This is a genomic window from Streptomyces sp. NBC_01549 (assembly GCF_026339955.1).
GTDB lineage: Bacteria > Actinomycetota > Actinomycetes > Streptomycetales > Streptomycetaceae > Streptomyces.
The window spans coordinates 29,190-51,117 of the sequence record NZ_JAPEPW010000009.1; the positions used below are offsets into that span (position 1 = coordinate 29,190).

A 21,928-nucleotide genomic window follows, 5' to 3' on the forward strand; every position below is an offset into this window, starting at 1 on the left:
GAAACTTGATAGCGTTGCGTCAGCAGGGAACCGGGCAGTGAGGCCCAGACCCGGCGGAACTGATGGCAGTGAGGCCCAGACCCGGCGGAACTGATGGCAGTGAGGCCCAGACCCGGCGGAACTGATGGCAGTGAGGCCCAGACCCGGCGGAACTGATGCGGAATCCGGCGCCGGAAGCTAGTGGTTCAGGTCGGCCGCTATCTTTCCGGTCGACTCATCTGTTTCCACCATGTCCTGCGCTGTGGTTTTCAGGCGGTCGCCGGACCCGTCGCCGACTCCTCCGACGGCGGCGAGTACCTTCAGAAGGTTGGCGTGTCCTTCTTCGTACTGTGCGCGCGCCTCCCGCACCGACGCGTCGTGGCCCCAGGGATCACCAGCCGCCGCGGCGGCTCGCTGAAGCAGCCGGAGCGCCTGGCTGAGAGGCCCCGACACGTCCCGCATGCCGCCCGCGGAGGCGCCGACCCCTTCCGCGTCGTTGCTGACCTGGCCCATCAGGACCGCCGCTCAGTCCCGAGGACGTCACCCAGTCCCTTCAGGGCAAACGGGTCCTCCGGCAGTACGGCAGCCGGATCCACGTTGCCCTGGAGGAGATCTGAGGGGTTCAGCGCGCTCAGCACGCCGCCAAGGTCCATGTCCGAGAGCTGGGCCAGAGCTTTGGCCCTGGCCTCCTGGAAAGCGGCCAGAATCGCCTGGGACAACTCCGCAGGGGCCATCCTGCGATAGGCCCCCGTGGGAAACTCCAGCGCGGTGATGTCACCACGCACCCCCACCGTGACCTTCACACTCTGCCGCGGGGCCGTCGCGGTCGCCGAGATCTCCTGGATCTGCCGGAACCGGTCGGCCGACGCCGACCGCGCCTTGCGGTATTCCTCGAGGAGACTTTCGATCTGCTGGTCGTACGGCGTAGTCACAGTCAGCCTCCATCCAACGGTCGCTCCATTGCGTACCGTGTCCAGGTCTTCGAGTGAAGCGGCCCTTCCCCCATTGGCCTAGGGGCCTTCGAGGAAAGGGCCTTTCAGGACCTGCAAGAGTGCCCGAGCAGTCGCCGGGTCGGCCTCTCGGTGGAATTGTCGGCGGCGGCTGAACCTGGACCCAGTCTGGACAGGTGAAATCTGACCCGGGTGTCTTCGGTTCGGCCGTTTCAGTCGTTGTCGGTAGTGGCGGGGACGCGTCCGAGTTCGCGTCCTCGCATGCGGAATGAGTCGCCTTTGAGGGAGTGGACCTCGGCGTGGTGGACGAGGCGGTCGATCATGGCGGCGGCGACGGTCTCGTCGCCGAAGACCTCTCCCCAGCGTCCGAAGGGTTTGTTGCTGGTGACGATCACGGACGCGCGTTCGTATCGGTTCGAGATGAGCTGGAAGAACAGGTTCGCGGCCTCGGCTTCGAAGGGGATGTAGCCGACCTCGTCCACCACGATCAGCGGGTAGCGGCTCAGCTTGGTGAGCTCGGCCTGGAGCCGTCCGGAGTGGTGGGCAGCGGCCAGGCGGTCGACCCACTCGGCGGCGGTGGCGAAGGCGACGCGGTGTCCGGCCTGGCAGGCGCGGACGGCGAGGCCGATCGCCAGGTGTGTCTTCCCCGTGCCCGGCGGGCCCAGAAAGACGGCGTTCTCCTTGCCGGCGATGAAGTCCAACGTGCCCAGATGCGCGAGCTGTTGTCGCGTCATGCCGCGCAGATGGGTGACGTCGAGCTTCTCGATCGTCTTGATCGCGGGGAAGCGGGCGGCACGTACTCTCGCCTCGCCGCCGTGCGATTCGCGGGCGGAGACCTCGCGTTGGAGGCAGGCGACGAGGTATTCGGCGTGGGGCCAGGACTCCTTGCGGGCACGTTCGGCGAGCCGGTCGGCGGCGTCCAGCAGGGCCGGGGCCTTCATCGCGCGGGCGAGGAAAGCGAGGTCGGCGATGGTCTGGGAGCCGGTCCTGCGGCCCGCTCCGGTGCTTTCGGCCGGGGCACTGGTGGTGCGAGGCATCAGCCGGCCTCCCTGTCGCCGCCGCCTTCGATGACGGTGAACAACCGGTCATAGGAGCCGAGTTCGCGTTGCTCGACCTCGACGAGCGGGTCGGCCTCGGCCCGGGCGGCCTGCTGATGGCGGGCCTGCCCGCGCATCGTCTGGCCCGCAGCGGCGTGATCGGGATCGGTGAGGGTCTGGTGGCGGGCCCAGCAGCGGGGGTGGCGGGCGACGATCACGCCGCCGGGCGCCAGCGCGATGACTTCGTCGTTGTCGGTGAGCACGGTGACGGTGCGTCCGATCGCCTCGGGGTGCACGGAGTAGTCGTTGGTATCGACGCGGACGTAGTGGTCACGCCCGATGCGGGTCTGCATCCGCCACCAGGCAGGCGGGTCGACGGGCGGCAGGGCGAGCATCCCGGCCCGGTCGGTCTCCCAGCGGTCGGCGGGACGGGCCTGCAGGGTGCGGTGCAGGCGCCGGTTGGCGACCGCCAGCCAGGTGGTCAGCTGGGTGTTGAAGTCGCCGGGGCCGCTGAACGTGCGGCCGGGCAGGAACGAGGTCTCGAGATAACCGTTCGCGCGTTCGACCAGCCCTTTCGCCTCGGGGTCACGGGGCCTGCAGAGGTAGATCTTGGTGGCGAGCAGGCCCGCGAACGCGGCGAACTCTGCGGTGAGCCTGCCGCGGCCGACCCCGGCCTCGTTGTCCCAGACCAGCGTTTTGGGCACGGCGCCCCACCCGTTCAGCAGCCGCCAGTGTCCGTCGATCAGGTCGCCGGTCGTGCGGGAGGGCAGCATCCGCGCGGCGATCACCCGCGAGTAGCCGGCCACCATCACCAGCACCGGCGGTCGCCCCGTCTGCCCGTAGCCGAGCGGGATGTCCGCGTCGGGAAACCACAGGTCGCACTGGGCCAGCTCGCCCGGCTGATAGGTCGTGCGGGAGACCGGATCGACGGGAACGTAGGCCGGCCGCAGTTCCCGCACCCGCTCCTTGAGGACCGTCATCCCGCGCTCCCATCCGATCCGCTCGGCGATCACGGTGGCGGGCATCGTCGGGGTCTCCCGCAGCAGCTCACGGATCTGCACCTCGACCGCGTCGACCACCGAGCCTTTGGCCGGCCGCTCGTACTTCGGCGGCCGGTCACTCGCCAGTGCACGCTTCACCGTGTTCTTCGAGATGCCCAGATGCCGGGCGATCGCCCGGATCGGCATCTGCCCGGCCCGGTGCAGCCTGCGGATCTCTGCCCAGTCCTCCACGCGGATCACCCTTCCCTCCTGACCTTCCGATCAAGATCAGGTTCAGGCGAAGACCACCGAGAGGGTCACTTTTGATCCGCCGTCAGAGGGTCAGAATTCAGGCGTCGCCGAGAGGAATCAGCCGAAGAGGTCCGAGCCGCGAGAACCGCCCCACTGGCTGTCTCCCTGCCTCAGAAGATGGGCGACAGCCGTAGGCCTGAGACCCTCTTCCCGCGTGTTGTCGGCTTCCTCCTCGGCTTCCTTCTCCGCCTCCGCGGCCCGGGCCGCGTCCTCGTCCGCGGACTGGCTGATCCTCTGCCTGGCCTCCTCGATACGCCGCATCGCGGCGGACATGCTCACTTCGCCTTCATCGCGTTCTGCTCTGGCAGCGCCGGCGCTCGTGGCGTCCGGCCGCCAGGTCGGCATGACAGGGCCGTCGTCTTCCCAGATGCCGCTTTCGGAACGCAGCTGATAGGAGGAGGTTCTGGCGCCCAGTTCATCGGCTTCGTCATCCGTTGTTCGGGCCTGGCCCGGCCCGAACAACGGCAGCAGGAGGGAGCCGGCCGCGACGTCCCACGGGTCACCGGCCACGGCCGCGCCCTGGCCGCCGCCCGGGTCCTGGTCCTGGGAAGGCACGAAGCCGTCGCCGGCCGCCGCCCCTGCCGGTGCCGTCGCTGTTTCCGCCGCCGTCGCCCCTGCCGGTGCCGTCGCCGTTTCCGCCGCCGTCGGCCCTGCCGGTGCCGTCGCCGCGGCAGCGGTGTCCGCGGAGGACACCTCGGACGACACCGCGACGGACTCGGACGTCGGCGCGAACGGTTCGGTCGTGACGGCCTCCGCCGGGGTGCCTGGCTCACCGGCCGCCGCCGCGTCGGATCGCGGCAGGTCCAGAACGGCTGCCCCGGCCTCGGCCCCTGGAACGAATGCCTCCTCGCCGCCGAGTTCGTCGGCCGAGGCGGCCCAGGGCTCCGCATCGGCGGACAGCAGCCCGAAGGCGTCCGAACGCTCGCCGCTGCTCTGCGCCGCGCCGGTGGCCGCGCCTCCTGTACCCCCCATGGGCATGTACGGCATGCCGCCCGCCATGCCGGGCCCCGTGTTCGCGCCTTCTCCCGTGACCGAGGTCGCCGCCAGGCCCTCCACGGGCTGTTCGGCCTCCGGCGTGCCCGCCGTATCGGGATCGAAGCCCGGCAGGTCGAGGCCGGCACCGCCGGCTGACGCGCCGCCATCGGCGCCCATCGTGTCCTCGCCGGCCAAGGAGAGAGGGGAAGCGGGTGTCCAGGGCTTGCTCTCCGCGGACAACAGGCCCGAGGCGTCCGAACGCTCTCCGGCGCCCGCCGGAGAGCCGGCCCCGCCCATGCCTCCCATCGGCATGTACGGCATCCCGGCGCCCGCGCCCGCGCCCGGTGCCATGCCGCCGGTCATGCCCGCCGGGCTCTCCGCCGCCAGCCCCGCGGACTGCGACACGGAGGGGACATCGCTGCCGGATGCCGATCCGTGGCCACCAGCCGATCCGTGGCCACCGGCCGAACCGGTCCCGCCGGCCGAACCGGTCCCGCCGGCCGAACCGGTTCCGCCGGACGCGCCGCCTCCACTGCCCAGACCTGATGTATGCACGCCCGGAACACCCGCGGCGCCGCCACCGACCGTCGAGACACCCCGACCGCCCAGACCCGACGTGTCCACACCCGGGACACCGCCACCGATCGTCGAGACGCTCGCACCGCCGCCCAGACCCGCACCGCCCAGACCCGAGGTGTCCACACCCGGGATGGTCACGCCCGAACCCTGGTCACCGGACTTCGAGCCGTCGGCCGCCCCCGTCCTGGGGCCGGTGCCGACGCCGCCGAAGCCGCTCGTGCCCAGGCCGCTGCCGCCCAGGCCCGCAAGCCCCGCCGCTCCCACCAAACCCGACGTGTTGACGCCCGGAGTACCGATACCCGCGCCGCCCGCACCGCCGATGTCGAGCCCGGCACCACCCGCACCGCCGCCCGCACCGCCGCCCAGACCCGCACCACCCAGACCCGACGACGACACGTCCGGCACCGTCGGACTCCCGCCCGCGCCCGCACCCGCGCCCGCGCCCGCGGGCATCCCACCCGCGCCGCCCGCACCGCCGATGTCGAGCCCGGCACCACCCGCACCGCCGCCCGCACCGCCGCCCAGACCCGCACCACCCAGACCCGACGACGACACATCCGGCACCGTCGGACCCCCGCCCGCGCCCGCACCGGCGGGCATCCCGCCCGCGCCGCCCGCACCGCCGATGTCGAGCCCGGCACCACCCGCACCGCCGCCCGCACCGCCGCCCAGACCCGCACCACCCAGACCCGACGACGACACGTCCGGCACCATCGGACCCCCGCCCGCGCCCGCGGGCATCCCGCCCCCGCCGCCCGCACCGCCGCCCAGACCCGCACCACCCAGACCCGACGTCGACACATTCGGCGTCGTCAGTCTCGGGGAGACACCGGACGCGCCCGTGCCCCCCGCTCCGGACCCGGTCCCGCTGCCCGTACCTCCAGGGGTGTTCCCGTGGCCGTCGGTGCCGCCCGGCACGTTCTGGTTGGTGGTAGTGGTGGTGGTCCCGAAGGGGTTGGCCAGTTCGGGCGGTGTCACCGCACCGCTGACGGTGACCATGTAGTGACCGGCGAGGTTCTGCAGCAGCTGCACCAGGTCGTTCTTCATCGCCTCCTCGACCTTTTTGTAGTAGGCGTCGAGGACGAGCTGCGTGGTGTTCCAGGCCCCCACCGTCATTTGGGCGTCGCTGACGGAGTTGACCGTGTCGGCGATCTGCTGACCGTAGAACCGGTCGATGGCCGTGGCGAGCATGATGGCAAGGCCCAGTGAGTGCGAGTTGTCCGCGACGCTCTGCGGCAGAGCCACACCGCCACCGCCCGCCATCGCGTCCGAGATGGCGGTGATCTCCTTGCCGAAGGAGTTCATGAAGTTGGCGTAGGCGGTCGCGGCCGGCCCCTTCCACGCGCCGCCTTCGCCGGCCAGCGCGTTGACCTGGCTGGCCATGTTCTGATTCACCGTGAGGAGAGTCTGGAGCACGAGTTGGAAGGACTGGGCCGCGCGCTCCAGAGTCGCCGGGTCGGAGACCGAGGTGGCGGCGTTCCTGTTGAACTCGTTGCTTGCCGCCACCATCTGCCCGGGGAGGGTGCCGGCCCCGCCCAGGATCGCGGCCTCCAGTTCCTGCCAGGACCAACTGCTGAACAGGACATCACTGTACGCAACCGACCCCATGGTGTTGGGATCCGACAGGATTTCGTGGCCGTCACCCCGGTAGAACCCGGAGTGCAGGTCTCCCTTGTTGCCCGAGCTGAGAGTGATGTTCGTTGTGTCCGGCATGTCAGACCGCGCTCTCCTGGGTTCTGCTGTTCCTGGCTTTCGTCCGGCTGGGACGTGTGACTAGCTGCCCTGACTCGCCACACCGGCGAGCGTGGTGAGCTTCGTCGCGGTCGAGCTGAACGCCTTGGCGAGGTCCGCCGCGCTCTGCCCGGTCGAGTGGTCGGCGTCCCGGACGGTCTTGCTGAAGGCCCGCAGCTGTGCCTGGTTGTCGCTCAGGACCGCGGAGAGCGCGCTCAGCACCTTGGAGTAGTGCGTTGCCTGATCGACGACCGTCTTGCCGAGTGCGAGGGCCTGCGGGAAGTTACCCGCCTTGATCCCGTTGGTGCCGGCCTTGGCGATGTCGTCCATGTGCTGCCTGGCGGTGTTCACCGCCTCGATCATGGGGTCGAAGACCTTGGCGTGCGTTTCCAGATCGTCGGCGTTCTCGGCCACCGATCCACTGCCCCCGCCCGAATAGCCCGGCACGGTCCCGAGTTGCGGGTCCTGCACCGGAGCGATCGAGCCCGTTCCCCCCGGGGTCGTGGGGTCGGTGCCCGAATCCCACCTCCGCACGTCCGGGTTGGGGTTCCCGTGGTGCCCGCTCCTGTGGGTAAGTCCACTGGGGACAACTGGTTCCCGGTCTCCCACTGTCTTCCCTCCTGTCCGTCATTTCCTGTTGGTCATCGGAGCCCGCGCCGCCGCGGAGGGGTCGCCTACGCGGCGGCACGGACGGGTCCGTGTCCGGGGCGCGTTCACCGGCCTGCAGTGCGCCCCGCCCCACGGATGCCTCGGATCAGAGGCTGGCCCAGCGCTGCCTTCCCTGGGCCTCGCCGTTGTCGAGCTCCTGGCGGATGCTCTCCAGCGCGGCAGAGGCCTGGGCGGCGCTTTGCGACACCTGGGACGCGGCATTCCGCCAGAGATCCTTGATCTGGCCGTACAGCTCGTGGTTGTCACCCACCCATTCCTGGAGGGCCGCCGACGTCTGCGTCTCCACCCCCTGGATGACGTCGACCAGCTGTGTCGATACCTGGTTGATCTGCTGGCTGCCGGCCGACAGGCCGTCGCTGTTGTACGAGTAAGTTCCCGGCATTATCTGTCCTCCATGCTGTTTTCGCGGAACCACGCCCGGCGGGCGTGCTGTCCCTCTGGGCGTCAGAATCCGGGCAGGCCGGTCGGGGTGGTGATCTGACCCGCGATGGAGCTACCCATCTGCCCCGTGGACTGGTTGGTGTCCGTGACGATGCCGGCGTGGGTTCCCATCGTCTGGGTGATCGACTCCAGCGACTGCCGCACGCTCTGCGCGGCGCTCAGCAAGTTCTGCAGCGCCTGGTCGAAGTTGGTCGCCGACAGGCCGGTGAAAGTCGCCTCGAGTTCCGACCGGAGCGACTGCAGGGTGTTCATGAGCGAGGCGATCAGCTCTCCGCTGCTGCTCCATATTGCGGCCGCCCGCCGCATTCCTTCGTCAGTGTTGATCACTGAATTGGCCATGTGATGTCCTTCCTTTTCCGGTCTTCCCGGCGTCCCGCTTTCCGGGCCACCGAGCTGTCGTCAGAATGCCGACTCGCCCCACTGAGCGGGCGGGAGGTCCTCACTTTGTGCCTGGCGGGCCACCTCGCCGTGCCTCAATGGGCCCCGGCGGCCCCCACCGGGACCCGCACCGTGAGGTCGCGGAGATCGTCGGGGCGGACGGACCGACCGGCGGACCTGGCGGCGATCGCGTCGGCAAGCGCGTGGGCGCCGCAGGCGCCGTCCGGAGGCGGGGCTTCGGCGAGCATCGCGGCGAGGTGCCGCATGGTTTCGTCGTCGGTGTCGTGCCCCAGGGCGGTAAGGCGACGGCGTACGAGTTCCGCGGTCTCCTCGGGGGTGTACGGGTGCAGCCGGAGGTACTCGGCGAAGTGCCGGGCGAGGTCGTCTCTGCTGCGCAGGACGGCCAGCAGTCGGGTGTCGGCGCCGGTCAGAACGAGTACCTGGCCCGGCGCTCCACCGCTCAACGCGTCCAGGACTGCGGCGCGTTCGGGTTCCGGGCGGGCCTCGAACGCCTCATCGAGGTCGAGCAGGAGTACACCGCCCTCGGCGTCGCGCAGGAGCGACGCCCACCAGGCCGCGGCCTGTTCGGGGCGCCCGGCGGGGAAGCCGGAGAGCGTGACCGGGAGGACGGCGCCCGTGGTGACCGCGCCGATCTCGGCGAGGCAACGGGCGTAGAGGCCGGTCACCGTCCGCCGCCCGCTGCCCCGTCCGCCGGCGAGCACGAGGTTGGCGGCGCCGTCCAGGGGCGTCCCGGCCTGACGCTGATGAGCCAGTCCGGCCAGACGACGGCCGATGGCGTCCTTGGCCCGGGAGAGGCCCACCAGGGCCTCCAGCCGGCGCAGACCCGGAGGCGGTGCGGGTGCCGCGGAGGGCACGTCCGTGGGGAGTCGCGGTGCGGCCGGGGCCGCGTCGGCCGGCTGCTCCGTCACCTGCTCGACGTCTTCCGCCTCCAGGCGGCTCAGTTCCGTGTTGCCCGTCGACTGCCGTTCGGCGAGCCGGGAGGCCTGTCGGCTGATCATGGACTCGAAGATCTGCCGGGCGACCCGGCCGTTGCCGAAGGTCGGCCCCTTCGGGGTCCGTTCGAAATACTCGCCGAGCGCGTGCAGGGCGTCGTCGCTCAGCTCGTAGTAGTGCTTGGAGCACAGGTTCTCGACGATGGTGACGAGTTCGTCCACCTCGTAGTTGGGGAACTCGACGGTCCGGGAGAAGCGGGAGGCCAGGCCCGGGTTGGACGCGAGGAACTCGTCCATCTGCTGGGAGTATCCGGCGACGATGACGACGATCTCGTCGCGGTGGTCCTCCATCAGCTTCATCAGGGTCTCGACGGCCTCCTGGCCGAAGTCAGGGCCGCTGCCCTTGGCCTGGTTGGTGAGGGTGTACGCCTCATCGATGAAGAGGACTCCGCCGAGCGCTTTCGTGAAGACCTCGGTGGTCTTGATGGCCGTGCCGCCGATGATCTGAGCGACGAGGTCGGCGCGGGCCACCTCCACGATGTGGCCCTGCCGGAGGATGCCGAGTTCGGCGAGCACCGCCCCGTACAGCCTCGCCACGGTGGTCTTGCCGGTGCCGGGCGGCCCCGCGAAGACCAGATGACGGCTGATCGGGGGCATGGGCAGGCCCAGCTCCTGGCGCAGCTGCGTCATCTTGTTGAGGTTGATCAGCCCCCTGACCTCATGCTTGACGCTCTCCAGTCCGACGAGGGCGTCGAGTTCGGCGAGGCGCCCCGCGTTGGCGGCCGGCTCGCTCGCGCGCCGTCCCTGCTCTTGGGCGACCGGCTCCCGCGGTGCCCCGCGCGGGGGCCGAGCGGGACGCGCGGGTTCGGAAAGGGGGGGCGGGGTCTCGCCCTCCCGCACCGGGTGGAGGTCCGTACCGCCGTTGCCCACGATCTCGCAGTCGACCACGTCGACCGGGTCGCCGGCGACGTACCGCACGCCGTCGCCCGCACTGGCCATGACGGTGCAGTGGCTCAGTTCGGCCCGTCCTCCGGCGGCGATGTCCAGGCCGTGCCCGTGAGCGCCGTGCACCCGGCAGCCGATCGCGGTGAGGGTGCCGCCGCCGGTCACCCTGATCCCGTCGCCGGCCGCGTCGGCCAGTTCGCTGTCGCGGAGGGTGAGCCCACCGGCGGGGCCGACGAGGATCCCACACGCCCGCAGGGCGCAGGAGACGACTTCGAGCGTCGCCCCGTCGGCGACGGTGAGGCCGTGGCCGGACGGGGAGGTGATCCGTACGTCGGTGAGCCGACCGGTGGCGTGCCCGGTGAGCTCGACCGCGTTTCCCTCACCGGTGGCCAGGGTGGCGTCGCGTACCGTCAGCGTGGCCCGGTCCCCGACACGGACCCCGCCCGAGCCGCCGGAGACGGACAGCCGCTCGATAGTGGCCTCGCTGTCCTCTCCCGTGACGACGACGGCGGCGTGGGCGGTGTCCCGGATCCTGGTGTCAAGGATGGTGGGCGCGGCCGCGCCTTCCACGGCGATCCCGAGCGGCGTCGCGGAGATCTCGCACTCCTCCAGCCGGGGCCGGGCACCGTTCGTGACATGTACCCCGCCTCGGGCCGCCCCGGCGATGGAGCAGCCGCGCAGCACGGGCGTTCCGCCGCTCACGTACACCGACTGTCCTGCCGAGCCCCTGAAGGTACTGCCGTGGATCTTCACCTCGGCGCTGCTCGTGAGGTAGACGTCGAGCATGGCGCTGGCGGAGACGGTGACCTCACTCAGGTCGGCCTGGCCCTCCTGCTCGACCACCAGGGACGGCTTCGCACACCTGTCGACCATGGTCCGCTCGACCGTGACGCGGCCGCGGCCGTTGACGCAGACGCCGTTGCCGCCCACTTTCTCCAGGACGCAGTCCCGCACGGTGAGGCGGCCCGTCTCGGCCACGACGACCGCGGAGGATCCGACCGCCGAGATCATGGTGTGCTCGACGGTACTGGATTTGTCGGAGGTCACCACGATCCCGGCTCCGGCGGCGTTGGTCACCTGGCATCCGCGGACCGCCAGTTCTCCCTCGTTCCAGGCCAGTACGGCGGTCCAGGCCGCCGCCTCGACCGCGCAGTCCTCCAGGGCCGCCTGTCCGCGGACCACCTCGACGGCCGGAGCCTCGGGGTCCGAGCACGTGAGCGTGAGGCCGGTCACGCGTACGGCCTCGGCGTCCACAGCGACCGCGGGTCCCGCGGACGAGCGGACGTGGGCGCCGTCGGAGCCGCTGAGGGTGACCGCCTTGGTGAGGACCAGCGACTCCTCGTACGTGCCGGATGCCACGGTGATCAACGCGCCGTCGCGGGCCTCGGCCAGAGCTGCGGAGATGCTCCGGTAGGCCCCCCTGTGCGTCGGGGAAACCTCAAGTACCTGTCGGCTCAAGGCTGTTCGCTCCTCGTCTTGTCCGTCTTCGTCGCCGGTCCCGTCGGGCGGATGGCCAGCCCCGGGGCGGCGCCGAAGGCGGCAGCGGCTCTTTCGGGCAGCGGGGCGCCCTGCTCTCCCCCCGCGTGGACCAGTTCGGCGGCCTTCCGCAGCGCGCCCAGCGCGACCTGGTCCAGCGCGTCCTCCTTGGGGACCCCCACGGATGCCGTTTCACGCAGCAGTACGGTGCGGTGGCCGTCCTCGTCGGTGACGTGCAGGACCCGGAACTCGGTGCCCGGCAGGAACACGACGCGGTCCGGCACCTCGGGGTCCATGAGCGCGGTCCGCCGGCCGGTGAGGGACCAGATGAGGATGTCCGTCTCCCCCGGCAGGCCGGGCCTGACGTTGGTCAGCGCCGAGCAGAACCCCCAGTCGGTGACCTCCCGCCTCATGCGGTACCAGTCGAGCTGGGCCTCCGTGAGGGTGGTCCGCAGAAGTGTCACACCCCGGTGCGACGGCAGTTGCCGCAGACCGGAGGCGACGCAACGGGCCAGTGGCACGTGAGGGCCGACCGTCGCGCTGTGCACGGCCTCGTTCAGGGTCGCGCCCGCTCCTGACACGAGGTACAGGCGTACGGCCGCCAGGTCGGCCAGCACGCCCTTGTCCTCGGTGCCCTCCGTGTATCCGCCGCGCAGGCCCGGCGTCTCGGACATCACCCGGGTCACGAAGCCGGCCGCTTCGTCGTAGCGCTCGGCGAGCGTGCGCCGCAGCCAGGCGCGTTCGCGCTCGATGCTCTGCCCCGCCGCGACCACCACGGACACCGCGGGTTCCGGTGCCGGCTGTGCCCGCACGGCGTCGGCGGGCGGTGCCGCGGTACGGGTCGCGGGGTCGGCCGCCGGGGCGGGTGGTGCCGTGGGAGGCGCCTTCGGCGCGGTGGACGGATCCGGCGCGGACTCCAGCCGTGGCCGGGGCCTGACTCGCGGCGGGGTGCCCGCGGCGGCCCGGCTGTCGTCGCCAGTCCCTTCCGGCAGGTCACCCGCCGCGACCGGGCCACCCTCCCCACTCCCCCGCGGTGGGTCGTCAACGGCGTCGGGGCCCGTGGTCCCGTCGTGTGTCCGGCCGGTTCCGGGAATCGGCTCGGTCTGCGGACCGTCCTCGGGCACCGGGGCGGCGGCGGTGGATGCCGGCGCCTCGGCCTGTCCGTACCGCTCCCCGCCCGCTGTCACCGTGGGCTCCCCGTCCGCTGTCACCGCGGGAAGGGCGGCCGTGGCTGTGGCCGCTGCCTGGTGGGCGGCGGCCGGGGCTGCCGTCCGCTGCTCGGCGGACGGCCCCGCGGACGGCCCCGCGGACGGCTCGACGGGTCCCTCCGCCCCGGCGGCTGTGTCAGGCGGCGGCAGGTACCCCACCACCGGCGCCGAGCCGGCGGCGGCGACCGCGCTCGCGGGGATCACCCGGCTGTGCGGGCGCACCTCCGCCGGCAGCTGTTCCAGGACTTCAAGGGCGAGGTGCCGCATGCGCTCGGCGATCTGCGGCGTGCCGTCCTGGAAGAGGACGGCCGCGTGGAGCGGGTCGGCCGGGGCGCGGCGGACCCTCTCCGCGTCGTCGGGCTCCCCGGGGGACCGTAGCCACAGGCCGCTCGCGACGACCTCCAGGACCGCGTCCGGGCCCCACTGGTAGACGCCGAGTCCGGTTCCGGGCTGCAGGCCCGGAACCGGCGGTCGGTAGGCGATCGGAGTGGGCGGTGCGGGGCGGCCGCCGGTCAGGGCGCTGGGCAGATAGCCGACTTCGGTGACATAGGGGCGCCAGCCCGGTTCTCCGTCCGGTCCCAGGGTGTGCACCTCGGGCGTCGATCCCGCGCGGACGAGCGCCGGGAAACCGTTGTAGAGGGTGACCTGCTGGCCGAGGAGATCGGCGAGGACGTGCCCCAGCGTCGCGTGGTCGGGTACGGCGACCGGCCCGTACGGAAGGAAGCGCACCTGGGCGCGGACACGTGGGTCGAGGTTCTCCCAGAACCCGGCGATCTCCTCCAGGGGAAGCGCCGGTGTGCCGGGGGCGCCGAGCACCACGGCCAGGAGTTCGAGGTCGGCGACCACCCGGGCGGCCAGGTGCTGCCGGGCGGCGGCGAGCGTCGGTTCCTCACCGTCGGGCCGCAGCCACATCCCGCCGGGGATCGCCTCGGCGGTACCGAGCGGTCCGGTGGACTGGGGGTCACCGGAGACGAACTGCTCCCAGGCGGGCTTGGGGAAGCGTTGCGAGTCGGGGACTTCGGGCTGCCCGCGCTCGTACCGCAGCCAGCCTCTGCCCTGGGTGGTCGCGACGAAGAGGGCGCCCCCGGCGGCGGCGGTCTGCGTGCCGTCCGGGGCGACGACCACCCGGTCCAGGCGGTCGGCGAGCCACTGCGCCAGCGTGCGGGTCTCGTCCGGCGAGCCGCGTCCGGGCACGACCCGGAAACTGCCCCCGTGGCCGCTGTGCTCGCGCAGGAGACGGGCGACGGACTCGAGTATCGAGGGGCGGGGTCGCGGGGGCAGGTCGAGGACGACCAGGTTGTGCTGGCTGTCGGGAGCCAGGCCGCCGGCGAACACCGCCGCCCGCTCGTCGAGGTGCCCCCGGGGATGGACCAGCAGCGCGCTGCCGACGACACGGCTGGCGAGCAGCCAGCGGTGGGGACGCCGGGAAGCCACCGACGCATGTTTGGTGATCGCCATGTCGTCAGTCTCCGGAGATGGTCGCCAGGGCGGCGGACGTGCTGAGCGTCGGACCGGTGGGAACCAGTGCGAGCACGTTCGACGGCAGCGTTCTGGCCAGGCCGGTGTTGAGGCCGAGCGCGGCACCGGCACCCGGGTCACCCAGCGGGAACTTCCGCCCCTGGTCGGAGATCAGGTACTGCTGGACCCGATCGAAGTCGTTCTTGCTGGGCGGCTGGGCGAGTATCCCCTGGCCGGAGGGCACCAGGACGCGTGAACCGGGGCGCGCCGCGGCACCGTCCTCGCGTACGACGGTGCTGCTGAGCCGCAGCCCGCGGCCGTGGGGCCGCAGTTGCTGCCGCAGGCACAGCGCCGACCCTGTGCGGGAGGCCGCGGACGGGGAACCGGCTCCCAGGGATCCGGTGACGTCCGCTGCGTGCAGCAGGTCGGGAAGCCGGGTCAGCAGGGAGCGGTCGGCGGAGCTGGGCGCGGCGGCCAGAGCGGCGGGGCTCACTCGCCGTACGGTCCCGCCGTGCGCCGCGGCGAGGAGCGCGGACTCGGTGGCGTTGACCAGGGCGACTCCGTCGGACCGGACGACGTAGGACTGGGTGCGGCCTGCCAGGGAAGTGGCGAGCAGCTGGCCGACCTTGGTCGGCTCCCCGCCGACCCGGGGACCGGCGGACCCGTACCCGGTGATGCCGGCGGCGGTCAGAGGGGTCTTGGTGGGCAGGGCTTTCAGCCAGTCCTCCGGCGCCGTCACCGGGGTGACGGCGTCGAGCCCGAGCGCGAGCAGGGCGGACCGCTGGCCCACCCGGTACTTGGCGGCCTGCCAGACGACGTAGCGGGTACCGTCGGCCGCGGCGACCAGGAGCCGCTGATCCCCCGGTACGGCTTCGGCCCGCCTGCCCGGCGCGAAGTCCAGCACGCGGTCGGCGGCGCGGCCCGGGTGCAGGCAGTAGGTCCAGCTCCCGGCCAGCAGTGCCCCGGCCGGCGGCACGCTGTCCGGGGCGCCCGCGATACCGATCTCCTGGCCGGCCGGCAGGCCGCTGAGGGAGCCGGCCGTCACCTTCTCCGGCTGGGTGAACCGGCCCAGTGCCAGGAGCGCCGACGCGTAGTTCCGCACCGGGTGCAACTCACCGTGGTGGTAGATGAAACGAGTGCCGCTTCCCTCCTCGGCGACGAACGCGCCGTCCTTCCGCCAGGCTGTCTCCACCGGTGAGACGTACCCGTAGACGCCGAATCCTGCCACCATCAGGAACGCCAGCAGGATACCGATCATCGAGCCCAGTGCGGCCCGGCGCATCGGACCCTGCTCGGTGTTTGCCTCCCCGCTGACCAGAGCCGAGGACAGGCGTCCGGCGGCGAACCGGTAGGCCTGCAGGTGGTCCTTGCGTGTCTGCACGAGGTCTTCCCCTCAGCTCGCGAGCATCCGGGCCCACGCGTACACGCCCAGCACCTGAAGGAGCAGCGGGACGAGTGCGAGCGTCGTGAGCGGTTCGAGGAGTTCGGCCAGGCGGCCCCAGACGGGCAGCAGCCGGGCACCGGGCAGCCGCCGGGTGGCGGCCAGCAGCAGGCACGCGGCGACGAGGAGGAGGGCCATGACGGCGAACGGTCCGAGCACCCCGAACCAGCCGGCCGACAGCACGACCAGCCCGGTGAGGGCTCCCGCGAGCAGCGTGGGGACGCGCTGCCAGATGCCGGTCTGGGGCCAGGCGCGCAGCAGCAGGACGGCGCCGGTCAGCAGGGCCAGCACGGGACCGCTCCCCCCCGGCACCACAACCAGCAGGACGGCGGCGGCCGTGCAGAGCACGCCGGTGCTGACGGCGGTGATGTCGAGGAGTGCCTCGGCGATGGCCACGCGGCGGGCTATCCGCTCCTCCGGTTCGGGGTCGATGTCCTCCTGCAGCTCGTCGGTGTTGTGCGGCAGCAGGGGGACCCGCAGCAGAGCGGCACGCAGCGAGAACCGGGGCGCCCAGTGGCCGAGCAGCAGTGCCGTGACGGCCACGGTCGCCACGCTGTCCGCGGCGCTCAGGCCGGCCAGGTGCTCCAGCGCCGCCGCGGTACCCGCGAGCAGCGCCGTGACGGCCACGCTCCCCGGCACCGCGACCGGCAGCCGCGCCGTCGCCAGCAACGCGCTCGCGACGATCAGGGCGTAGACGGCCGCGTACATCACGTTCTGGGCGGGCGGAGCGGTCAGGCCGCGGGGGGTGTACCCGAGGGTGAGACCGGCCAGCGTGCCGAAGCCGCAGGCCCCGAGGCCGGCGACGAGACGGGCGGTCGGATCGGCCGGCGTGTGGATGTTCAGGACGCAGACCGTGCCCAGGACGAGCGCGAGGGCGGTGGCGGCGGCCGTCGGTGTACGGCCGGTGCCCTGGGTCACGAGCAGGACGGCGAGCGTGCAGAGGGACACGCAGGCGAGGACGAGCAGCATGATCCGGGTCAGTTCCGGCCGCCAGCGGTCATCGCCCCCGGCGACCGTGCGGGCCACCCCGTCGGCCACGTCGTCGAAGCCGATGCCGGGCAGCGGGTCCGCGGCCGGAAGCAGGTACAGCACGTCACCGTGGCGCAGTCCGGCGCTGTACGGGGTGGCGTCCGGGGGCAGGGATTCCTCGCCGAGCCGCTTCAGCACCCAGCTGTCGGACTCCTCGTCTCCCGGCATGTGCCGTCGCAGGGCGAGAAGCAGGGCGGAAACGGTGGTGGTCACCGGCACCGCCAGGTCGGCTCTGCCCTGCGGCGCTTCGATGGTGAGCCGGCACACGTCCGCGTGGGAGGCCAGCGGCGTGAGCAGGGCGGGCGTGTTGGTCATGGCACTCCTGAAGTGCGTTACAGGGAGGAAGGTGGGCGGGGCCGGGCGGGTCCGGGCCGGCGGGCCCTTCGCCGCGGACGCCGGTGCGCCGTCAGTCGGCGAGCGCGGTGTGCACGAGCCCCACGCTGCGCCGGGTGACCAGCTGGGCGCGGCCGGCCGGCAGGCTGCGGGGCTTGGCCTCTCCGAGGAACTTGCCCTCCTCCTTGGGGTAGGAGAAGAGCAGGGCCGGGGTGCCCAGTTCCCACAGCCGGCGGACCAGGGGGTCGCCCGCGGCGCGCATCGCTCCGGATGTGGAGCGGGCGGCGATGACGTGAAGACCGATGTCGGCGCCGTGCGAGAGCAGCGGGACGAGTGGCGCGACGGGGGACTCCACCCCCGGGCCTCCGGCGAAGTACTCGTAGTCGTCGATGACGACGAACAGCTTCGGGCCGCTCCACCAGTCGCGGCGCGCCAGTTGTTCGGGGGTGATCTCGGCGCCGGGCATCCGTTGGCGCATGGAGACCACCGCGTTGGCGATGAGCCCCGACAGGGTAGGGGAGTCCACCGCGAAGCCCGCCCGGTAGGCCTCGGGCACGGCTTGGAGCAGCCCGCGCCTGGGGTCGGCGAGGAGGATGCGGGCTTCGTCCGGGGTGTAGCGGCTGGTGACGGCGTTCACCATCAGACGCAGGACGTTCGTCTTCCCGGTCTCGGAGTCGCCGAAGACGAGCAGGTTGGGGGTGGTGTCGAAGTCGTGCCACACCGGTGCGAGCCGGCGTTCGTCCAGGCCGAAGCAGACCTCCAGGTCTCCGGACGGCGCGGGCAGTTCCCGCGCGGGCAGCCGGGTGGGCAGCAGGCGGACGGGGGGTGCCTTCCGTCCGGTCCAGAAGGTGTCGATCTCGGCGGTGGCCGCTTTCGTGGCGGCCGTCAGGTCGTCGGTGCGGGAGGAGCTGTCCAGACGGGGCAGCGCGGACAGGAAGTGCCGCTTGTCGTGGATCAGTCCGCGCCCGGGCTCGTTGTCCGGAACACCGGCCGCCACCCTGGATCCGTGCTCCGACTCCATGGGATCGCCGAGCCGCAGTTCGAACTTGGTGCTCAGCAGGTCGCGCATCCGGGACCTGATCTCGGACCAGCGGACCGCGGAGATGACCACGTGGATGCCGAACGACAGTCCGCGTGCGGCCAGTTCGGAGATGCGTCCTTCGAGGTGCTCGAAATCGTTGCGGAGCGTGAACCAGCCGTCCACGACGAGGAACACATCGCCGTAGGGGTCCTCGATCCGGCCCTCGGCGCGTGCCCGCCGGTAGGCGTGCATCGACTCGACGCTCTGCTCGGTGAACGTCTGCTCGCGCCGCTCCAGCAGCTGGAAGAACTCCTCGACCGTGCGGCTGACCCGGTCGCGGTCCAGTCGGGTGGCCACGGAGCCGACGTGCGGCAGGCCCGCTATGGAGACCAGACCGCCGCCCCCGAAGTCCAGGCAGTAGAACTGCACTTCCTGCGGGGTGTGGGTCAACGCCAGCGAGAGCATGAGGGTGCGCAGCAGGGTCGATTTGCCGCTTTGCGGGGCACCCGCGACCCCGACATGCCCGTGTGCTCCGGACAGGTCGGCCACCAGCAGCTCACGCAGCTGCTCGAAGGGGCGGTCCACCATGCCGAGCGGCACGCGCAGCCCGCCCGCCGGGTAGCCTCCGGCGGTCATGCCCCGCGTGGGGTCCGGCACGATGCCGGGCAGCAGCTGGTCGAGGCTGGGCGAGACCGCGAGCGGCGGCAGCCACACCTGCCGGGCAGCCGGGCCCGCTTCGTGCAGCCTGTCGACGAGGACGTGCAGCAGACTGTCCTGGTCGTCGTCGGCGCCGGCGGCAGGCCGGGCGGGTTCCGCGGCCGGCAGCGCCGCCACCGGCTGGAGCTCCTGGGGGCGCTGCTCCAGGCCGAACGGCACCACCTCGTCCGCGGCGCGCACCGGATCCCCTCGGCTCTCGGTCTCGGCAAGGGGTGCGGGCCCCGAGACGTAGGCGGCCTTGAACCGCACCAGGTTCACCGTGTCGATCTTGAGGAAGCCGTTGCCGGGCGCGGACGGCAGCTCATACGCGGCCGCGACGCCGATGACACTGCGGGACTCCATGGAGGAGAAGGTACGCAGCGCGACGCGATACGACAGATGCCCTTCGACCTTGCTGATCCGGCCCTCGTCCAGCCGTTGCGAGGCCAGCAGGAGATGGACGCCGAGGCTGCGGCCGAGGCGTCCGATGGAGACGAACAGCTCGATGAACTCCGGTTTGCTGGACAGCAGTTCGGAGAACTCGTCAACGATGACGAGGAGCGAGGGCAGGGGGGCGAGGCCCGCGCCGGCGAGGCGGGCCTTCTCGTACTCGTAGCTCGACGCGTAGCCCGCCTCGCGCAGCAGTTCCTGCCGGCGGACCATCTCGCCGTTGAGGGAGTCCCGCATCCGGTCGACCAGGTGGAGTTCGTCGGCGAGGTTGGTGATGACGGCGGAGGTGTGGGGCAGCCGGTCCATGCCCAGGAAGGTCGCGCCGCCCTTGAAGTCGACCAGGACGAAGTTGAGCACCTCGGAGGAGTGGGTGGCGGCCAGGCCGATGACCAGGGTGCGCAGCAACTCGCTCTTGCCGGAGCCCGTGGCACCGATCAGCAGGCCGTGCGGTCCCATGCCGCCCTGGGCCGACTCCTTGAGGTCGAGTTCCACCACCTCACCGTCCTCGCTGACGCCGATGGGCACCTTGAGGCGGGCGTGCTGAGGGATCCGGGCCCGCCACAGGGGCAGTACGTCGTAGCGGCGCGGATCACGGATGCCGAGCAGGGTCGTCAGGTCGAAGTCGGACTCCAGTGGCCGGTCCACCTCGATCACGTTGCCGCCGGTACGCATCGGGGCGAGCACCCGGGCCAGCGTCTCCGCCTCCGCGGTGCTCAAGGTGTCCATCTGGGCGCGCACCGTGTCCGCGCCCGAGGGGAACTCGACCTGCCCGTCGTCCCGTGCGGTCAGCCGGAGCACCTGCGGACCACCCGGCATCTCTCCGGTCAGGTCCAGGAGGACCACCCCGCGCAGTCCCGTGCGCAGCCGCGCCGTCTCCGGGACGCGGGCCCGGTAGGCGATGACCACCACGAAGGGCTCCGCGACACTGGGGGACGCGTCCGGCTCATGGTCGGGGCGCGCCTGCACCTCGTCCCCGAGGAGACTCAGCAGCGCGTCGGGGTCGTCGGCCGCGAGCCGCAGCGGCCCCGCGGTGTCCTGCTCGGTGGGGTGGGCGTTGTGCGGCAGCCACTTGATCCAGTCCCACTCCTCCTGCCCCACCGCGTCGGTGAGGAGCGCGATACGCAGTTCGTCCGGTGAGTGCAGCACGGCCAGCTGCCCGACGAGCGCCCGCGCCAGGGCGAGCGCGGCCTGTCCCGACCCGGCGAACTCCACGGCCGTGAAACGCCGAAGGGGTACCGGCAGGGGCAGGTGCGTGACCGTCTGGTAGGCGTGCACGAACCGTCGCAGCGAAACCGCCGACAGCGGCTCCAGGTCCTCGACGGGCTTGGTCTGCGGTGGGATGAACTCCAGCGCGGCGCGGCGCGGGCCGAGCCCGATCCGCGCGGCCGCGAAATCGTCCGCCCCCGGCCTCCGCTCCCACACCCGGGGCCCCAGAGCCACCAGCCACAGGTCACGCGGGTGGGGGTGGTCCCAGTGCGCGGCGGCCCGCTGCTCGGCCGCCGCCTCGCGCGCCCGCTCACGCAACTGGTTCAGATACCTGAGGTAGTCCCGCCGCTCCGCCCGCATCTGCCGCTTGCGCTGGGCTCCGGCCCGGCCCATCTGGGCGACGCCCATGCCGAGCATGGCCACGCCCATCATCCCGGACATGAGGTACGTGGACAGGGACCCGCCCTGCGTGCTGTACATCATCACCATCGCGCCCGACATCAACGCCATGGGCAGATACATCATCACGGAGCTGAAGTCGGCGGTGGCGGGCTCACCCAGGATGGGCGGCTCCGCCAGCTCGACCTGCCCCTCCGGCGCCTCGGGGCCGCCGGCGCGCGGCTTCCGCCTGACGACCTGGGTACTCATCTGGAAACCTCTCGCGGGAACGCGGGACCTACTCGGGATCACCGTAGGAACGAAACGCTCGGAGAAGGGGTTCGAAGTCGATGGTGGGCCCCAAGAGGAACCTGACATGACCCGTCAGGACCCGCCAGGAGCCGTGGCCGGCCCACCGGCGGGCAGCGGGGGCAGCGGCGGGCAGCGCGTCGTACACGACGCGGCACCGTGTCCGCGGCCCAGCCTGCCCTGGGCCGGTGCGGTCAACAGGCCACTCAGGCCCCGCGGGGCATGCGCCCGGCCGGGAACGCACGGCACGTCCCGGCCCTCCTCGGCGGCCAGGTCCCGGCCGACAGGACCGCCACACGCCGGACCTCTGGAGCCGGCACCCGTGGCGGAGGCCACGCCCCGCACGCCGTTCCACACGGGCACCCGGGCGCGGGAATCGCCGTCGGCCCGGAACCGCCGTCGGCCCACCGCCGGCTCAGGCTCACCGCGGTCCCCGGTGCCGCTCGAGCCAGGCCAGGAACGTGCCGAGCGGGGGCCGGTGAAGCTGCCCGCCGAACCCCCGCGCCGTGCCGAGCAGGCGCCTGTACGCGGCCCGGCGGGCCTCCTCCGAGGCACTCATGATCGCTTCGCCGTCCTGGGCGCGCAGCAGCGCGTCCATCAGGGACAGCGAGAAGCCATCGGCCGACAACTGCGGGTCCGCCAGCCGCATCTCGTCCACGGCCACACCGCCCGCCAGCAGATCGAGGTATTCGGGGCGGTCCTCCACCGCACGGCCGAAGGTGTGCCACACCCAGCGCATGAGCAGCAGCAACGGAGGCACGTCGTCGCGGCCGCTGCCACTCGCGTACGCCTCGGGGAGGCCGAGCCGTCGCGCGGTCCGCCTGAGTTCCGCTGTATCCGGCTCTGCCCGGAACTCGTGAATCTGGGGTACGAATCCAGGAGGGTCGTCATCGTTCGGCTCAAGTATGAGCCTCGTCCACAATCTTCCCTCGCCTCCAGCAGTGTCGACCCGCCGCCTGGACGTCCCGATGCGCCGATCGGGTGCCCACACCTT

At 72.0% G+C, this 21,928-nt stretch carries 14 protein-coding genes; all 14 read right to left on the minus strand.

The window, feature by feature from the left end; all coding sequences use genetic code 11:
* Positions 1–177 precede the first annotated feature (177 nt).
* Positions 178–492 carry a hypothetical protein gene (locus tag OG819_RS57855; protein WP_266426502.1) on the minus strand — a complete coding sequence of 105 codons (315 nt, stop codon included), beginning with the start codon at positions 490–492 and terminating at the stop codon, positions 178–180.
* Positions 492–911 carry a YbaB/EbfC family nucleoid-associated protein gene (locus tag OG819_RS57860; RefSeq protein WP_266426505.1) on the minus strand — a complete coding sequence of 140 codons (420 nt, stop codon included), beginning with the start codon at positions 909–911 and terminating at the stop codon, positions 492–494. The genes OG819_RS57855 and OG819_RS57860 overlap by 1 nt, the downstream gene beginning before the upstream one ends.
* A 230-nt stretch (positions 912–1,141) precedes the next feature.
* A complete protein-coding gene (istB, locus tag OG819_RS57865; protein ID WP_266658266.1) occupies positions 1,142–1,966 on the minus strand; it encodes an IS21-like element helper ATPase IstB in 825 nt (274 codons plus the stop codon).
* Positions 1,966–3,207 carry an IS21 family transposase gene (gene istA, locus OG819_RS57870; protein ID WP_266658268.1) on the minus strand — a complete coding sequence of 414 codons (1,242 nt, stop codon included), beginning with the start codon at positions 3,205–3,207 and terminating at the stop codon, positions 1,966–1,968. Before istA ends, istB begins: the two co-directional genes overlap by 1 nt.
* A 108-nt stretch (positions 3,208–3,315) precedes the next feature.
* Complete coding sequence (locus OG819_RS57875) at positions 3,316–6,525, minus strand: WXG100 family type VII secretion target (protein ID WP_266658270.1); 3,210 nt, start codon at positions 6,523–6,525, stop codon at positions 3,316–3,318.
* A 60-nt stretch (positions 6,526–6,585) separates the two neighbouring features.
* Positions 6,586–7,014: a hypothetical protein gene (locus OG819_RS57880; RefSeq protein ID WP_266658277.1), complete on the minus strand. Its 429-nt coding sequence runs from the start codon at positions 7,012–7,014 to the stop codon at positions 6,586–6,588.
* Positions 7,015–7,297: 283 nt separating this feature from the next.
* Complete coding sequence (locus OG819_RS57885; RefSeq protein WP_266658279.1) at positions 7,298–7,594, minus strand: hypothetical protein; 297 nt, start codon at positions 7,592–7,594, stop codon at positions 7,298–7,300.
* 62 nt (positions 7,595–7,656) lie between these two features.
* Complete coding sequence (locus OG819_RS57890; RefSeq protein ID WP_266658281.1) at positions 7,657–7,992, minus strand: WXG100 family type VII secretion target; 336 nt, start codon at positions 7,990–7,992, stop codon at positions 7,657–7,659.
* Between the two features lie 134 nt (positions 7,993–8,126).
* On the minus strand, positions 8,127–11,387 hold the full coding sequence (locus tag OG819_RS57895) for a right-handed parallel beta-helix repeat-containing protein (RefSeq protein ID WP_266658283.1): 3,261 nt from the start codon (positions 11,385–11,387) through the stop codon (positions 8,127–8,129).
* Positions 11,384–14,071, minus strand: a complete 2,688-nt coding sequence (locus OG819_RS57900; protein ID WP_266658285.1) for a hypothetical protein — start codon at positions 14,069–14,071, stop codon at positions 11,384–11,386. The genes OG819_RS57895 and OG819_RS57900 overlap by 4 nt, the downstream gene beginning before the upstream one ends.
* A gap of 4 nt (positions 14,072–14,075) precedes the next feature.
* Positions 14,076–15,452, minus strand: coding sequence for a type VII secretion protein EccB (gene eccB, locus OG819_RS57905; RefSeq protein ID WP_266658287.1), 1,377 nt, complete (start codon positions 15,450–15,452; stop codon positions 14,076–14,078).
* A gap of 12 nt (positions 15,453–15,464) precedes the next feature.
* Positions 15,465–16,856 (minus strand): type VII secretion integral membrane protein EccD, encoded by a 1,392-nt coding sequence (eccD, locus tag OG819_RS57910; RefSeq protein ID WP_266658289.1) that lies wholly within the window; start codon positions 16,854–16,856, stop codon positions 15,465–15,467.
* Between the two features lie 91 nt (positions 16,857–16,947).
* Complete coding sequence (eccCa, locus tag OG819_RS57915; RefSeq protein ID WP_266658291.1) at positions 16,948–20,895, minus strand: type VII secretion protein EccCa; 3,948 nt, start codon at positions 20,893–20,895, stop codon at positions 16,948–16,950.
* Between the two features lie 460 nt (positions 20,896–21,355).
* Positions 21,356–21,928: hypothetical protein (locus tag OG819_RS57920; RefSeq protein ID WP_266658293.1), on the minus strand; the 573-nt coding region annotated here is incomplete at its 5' end.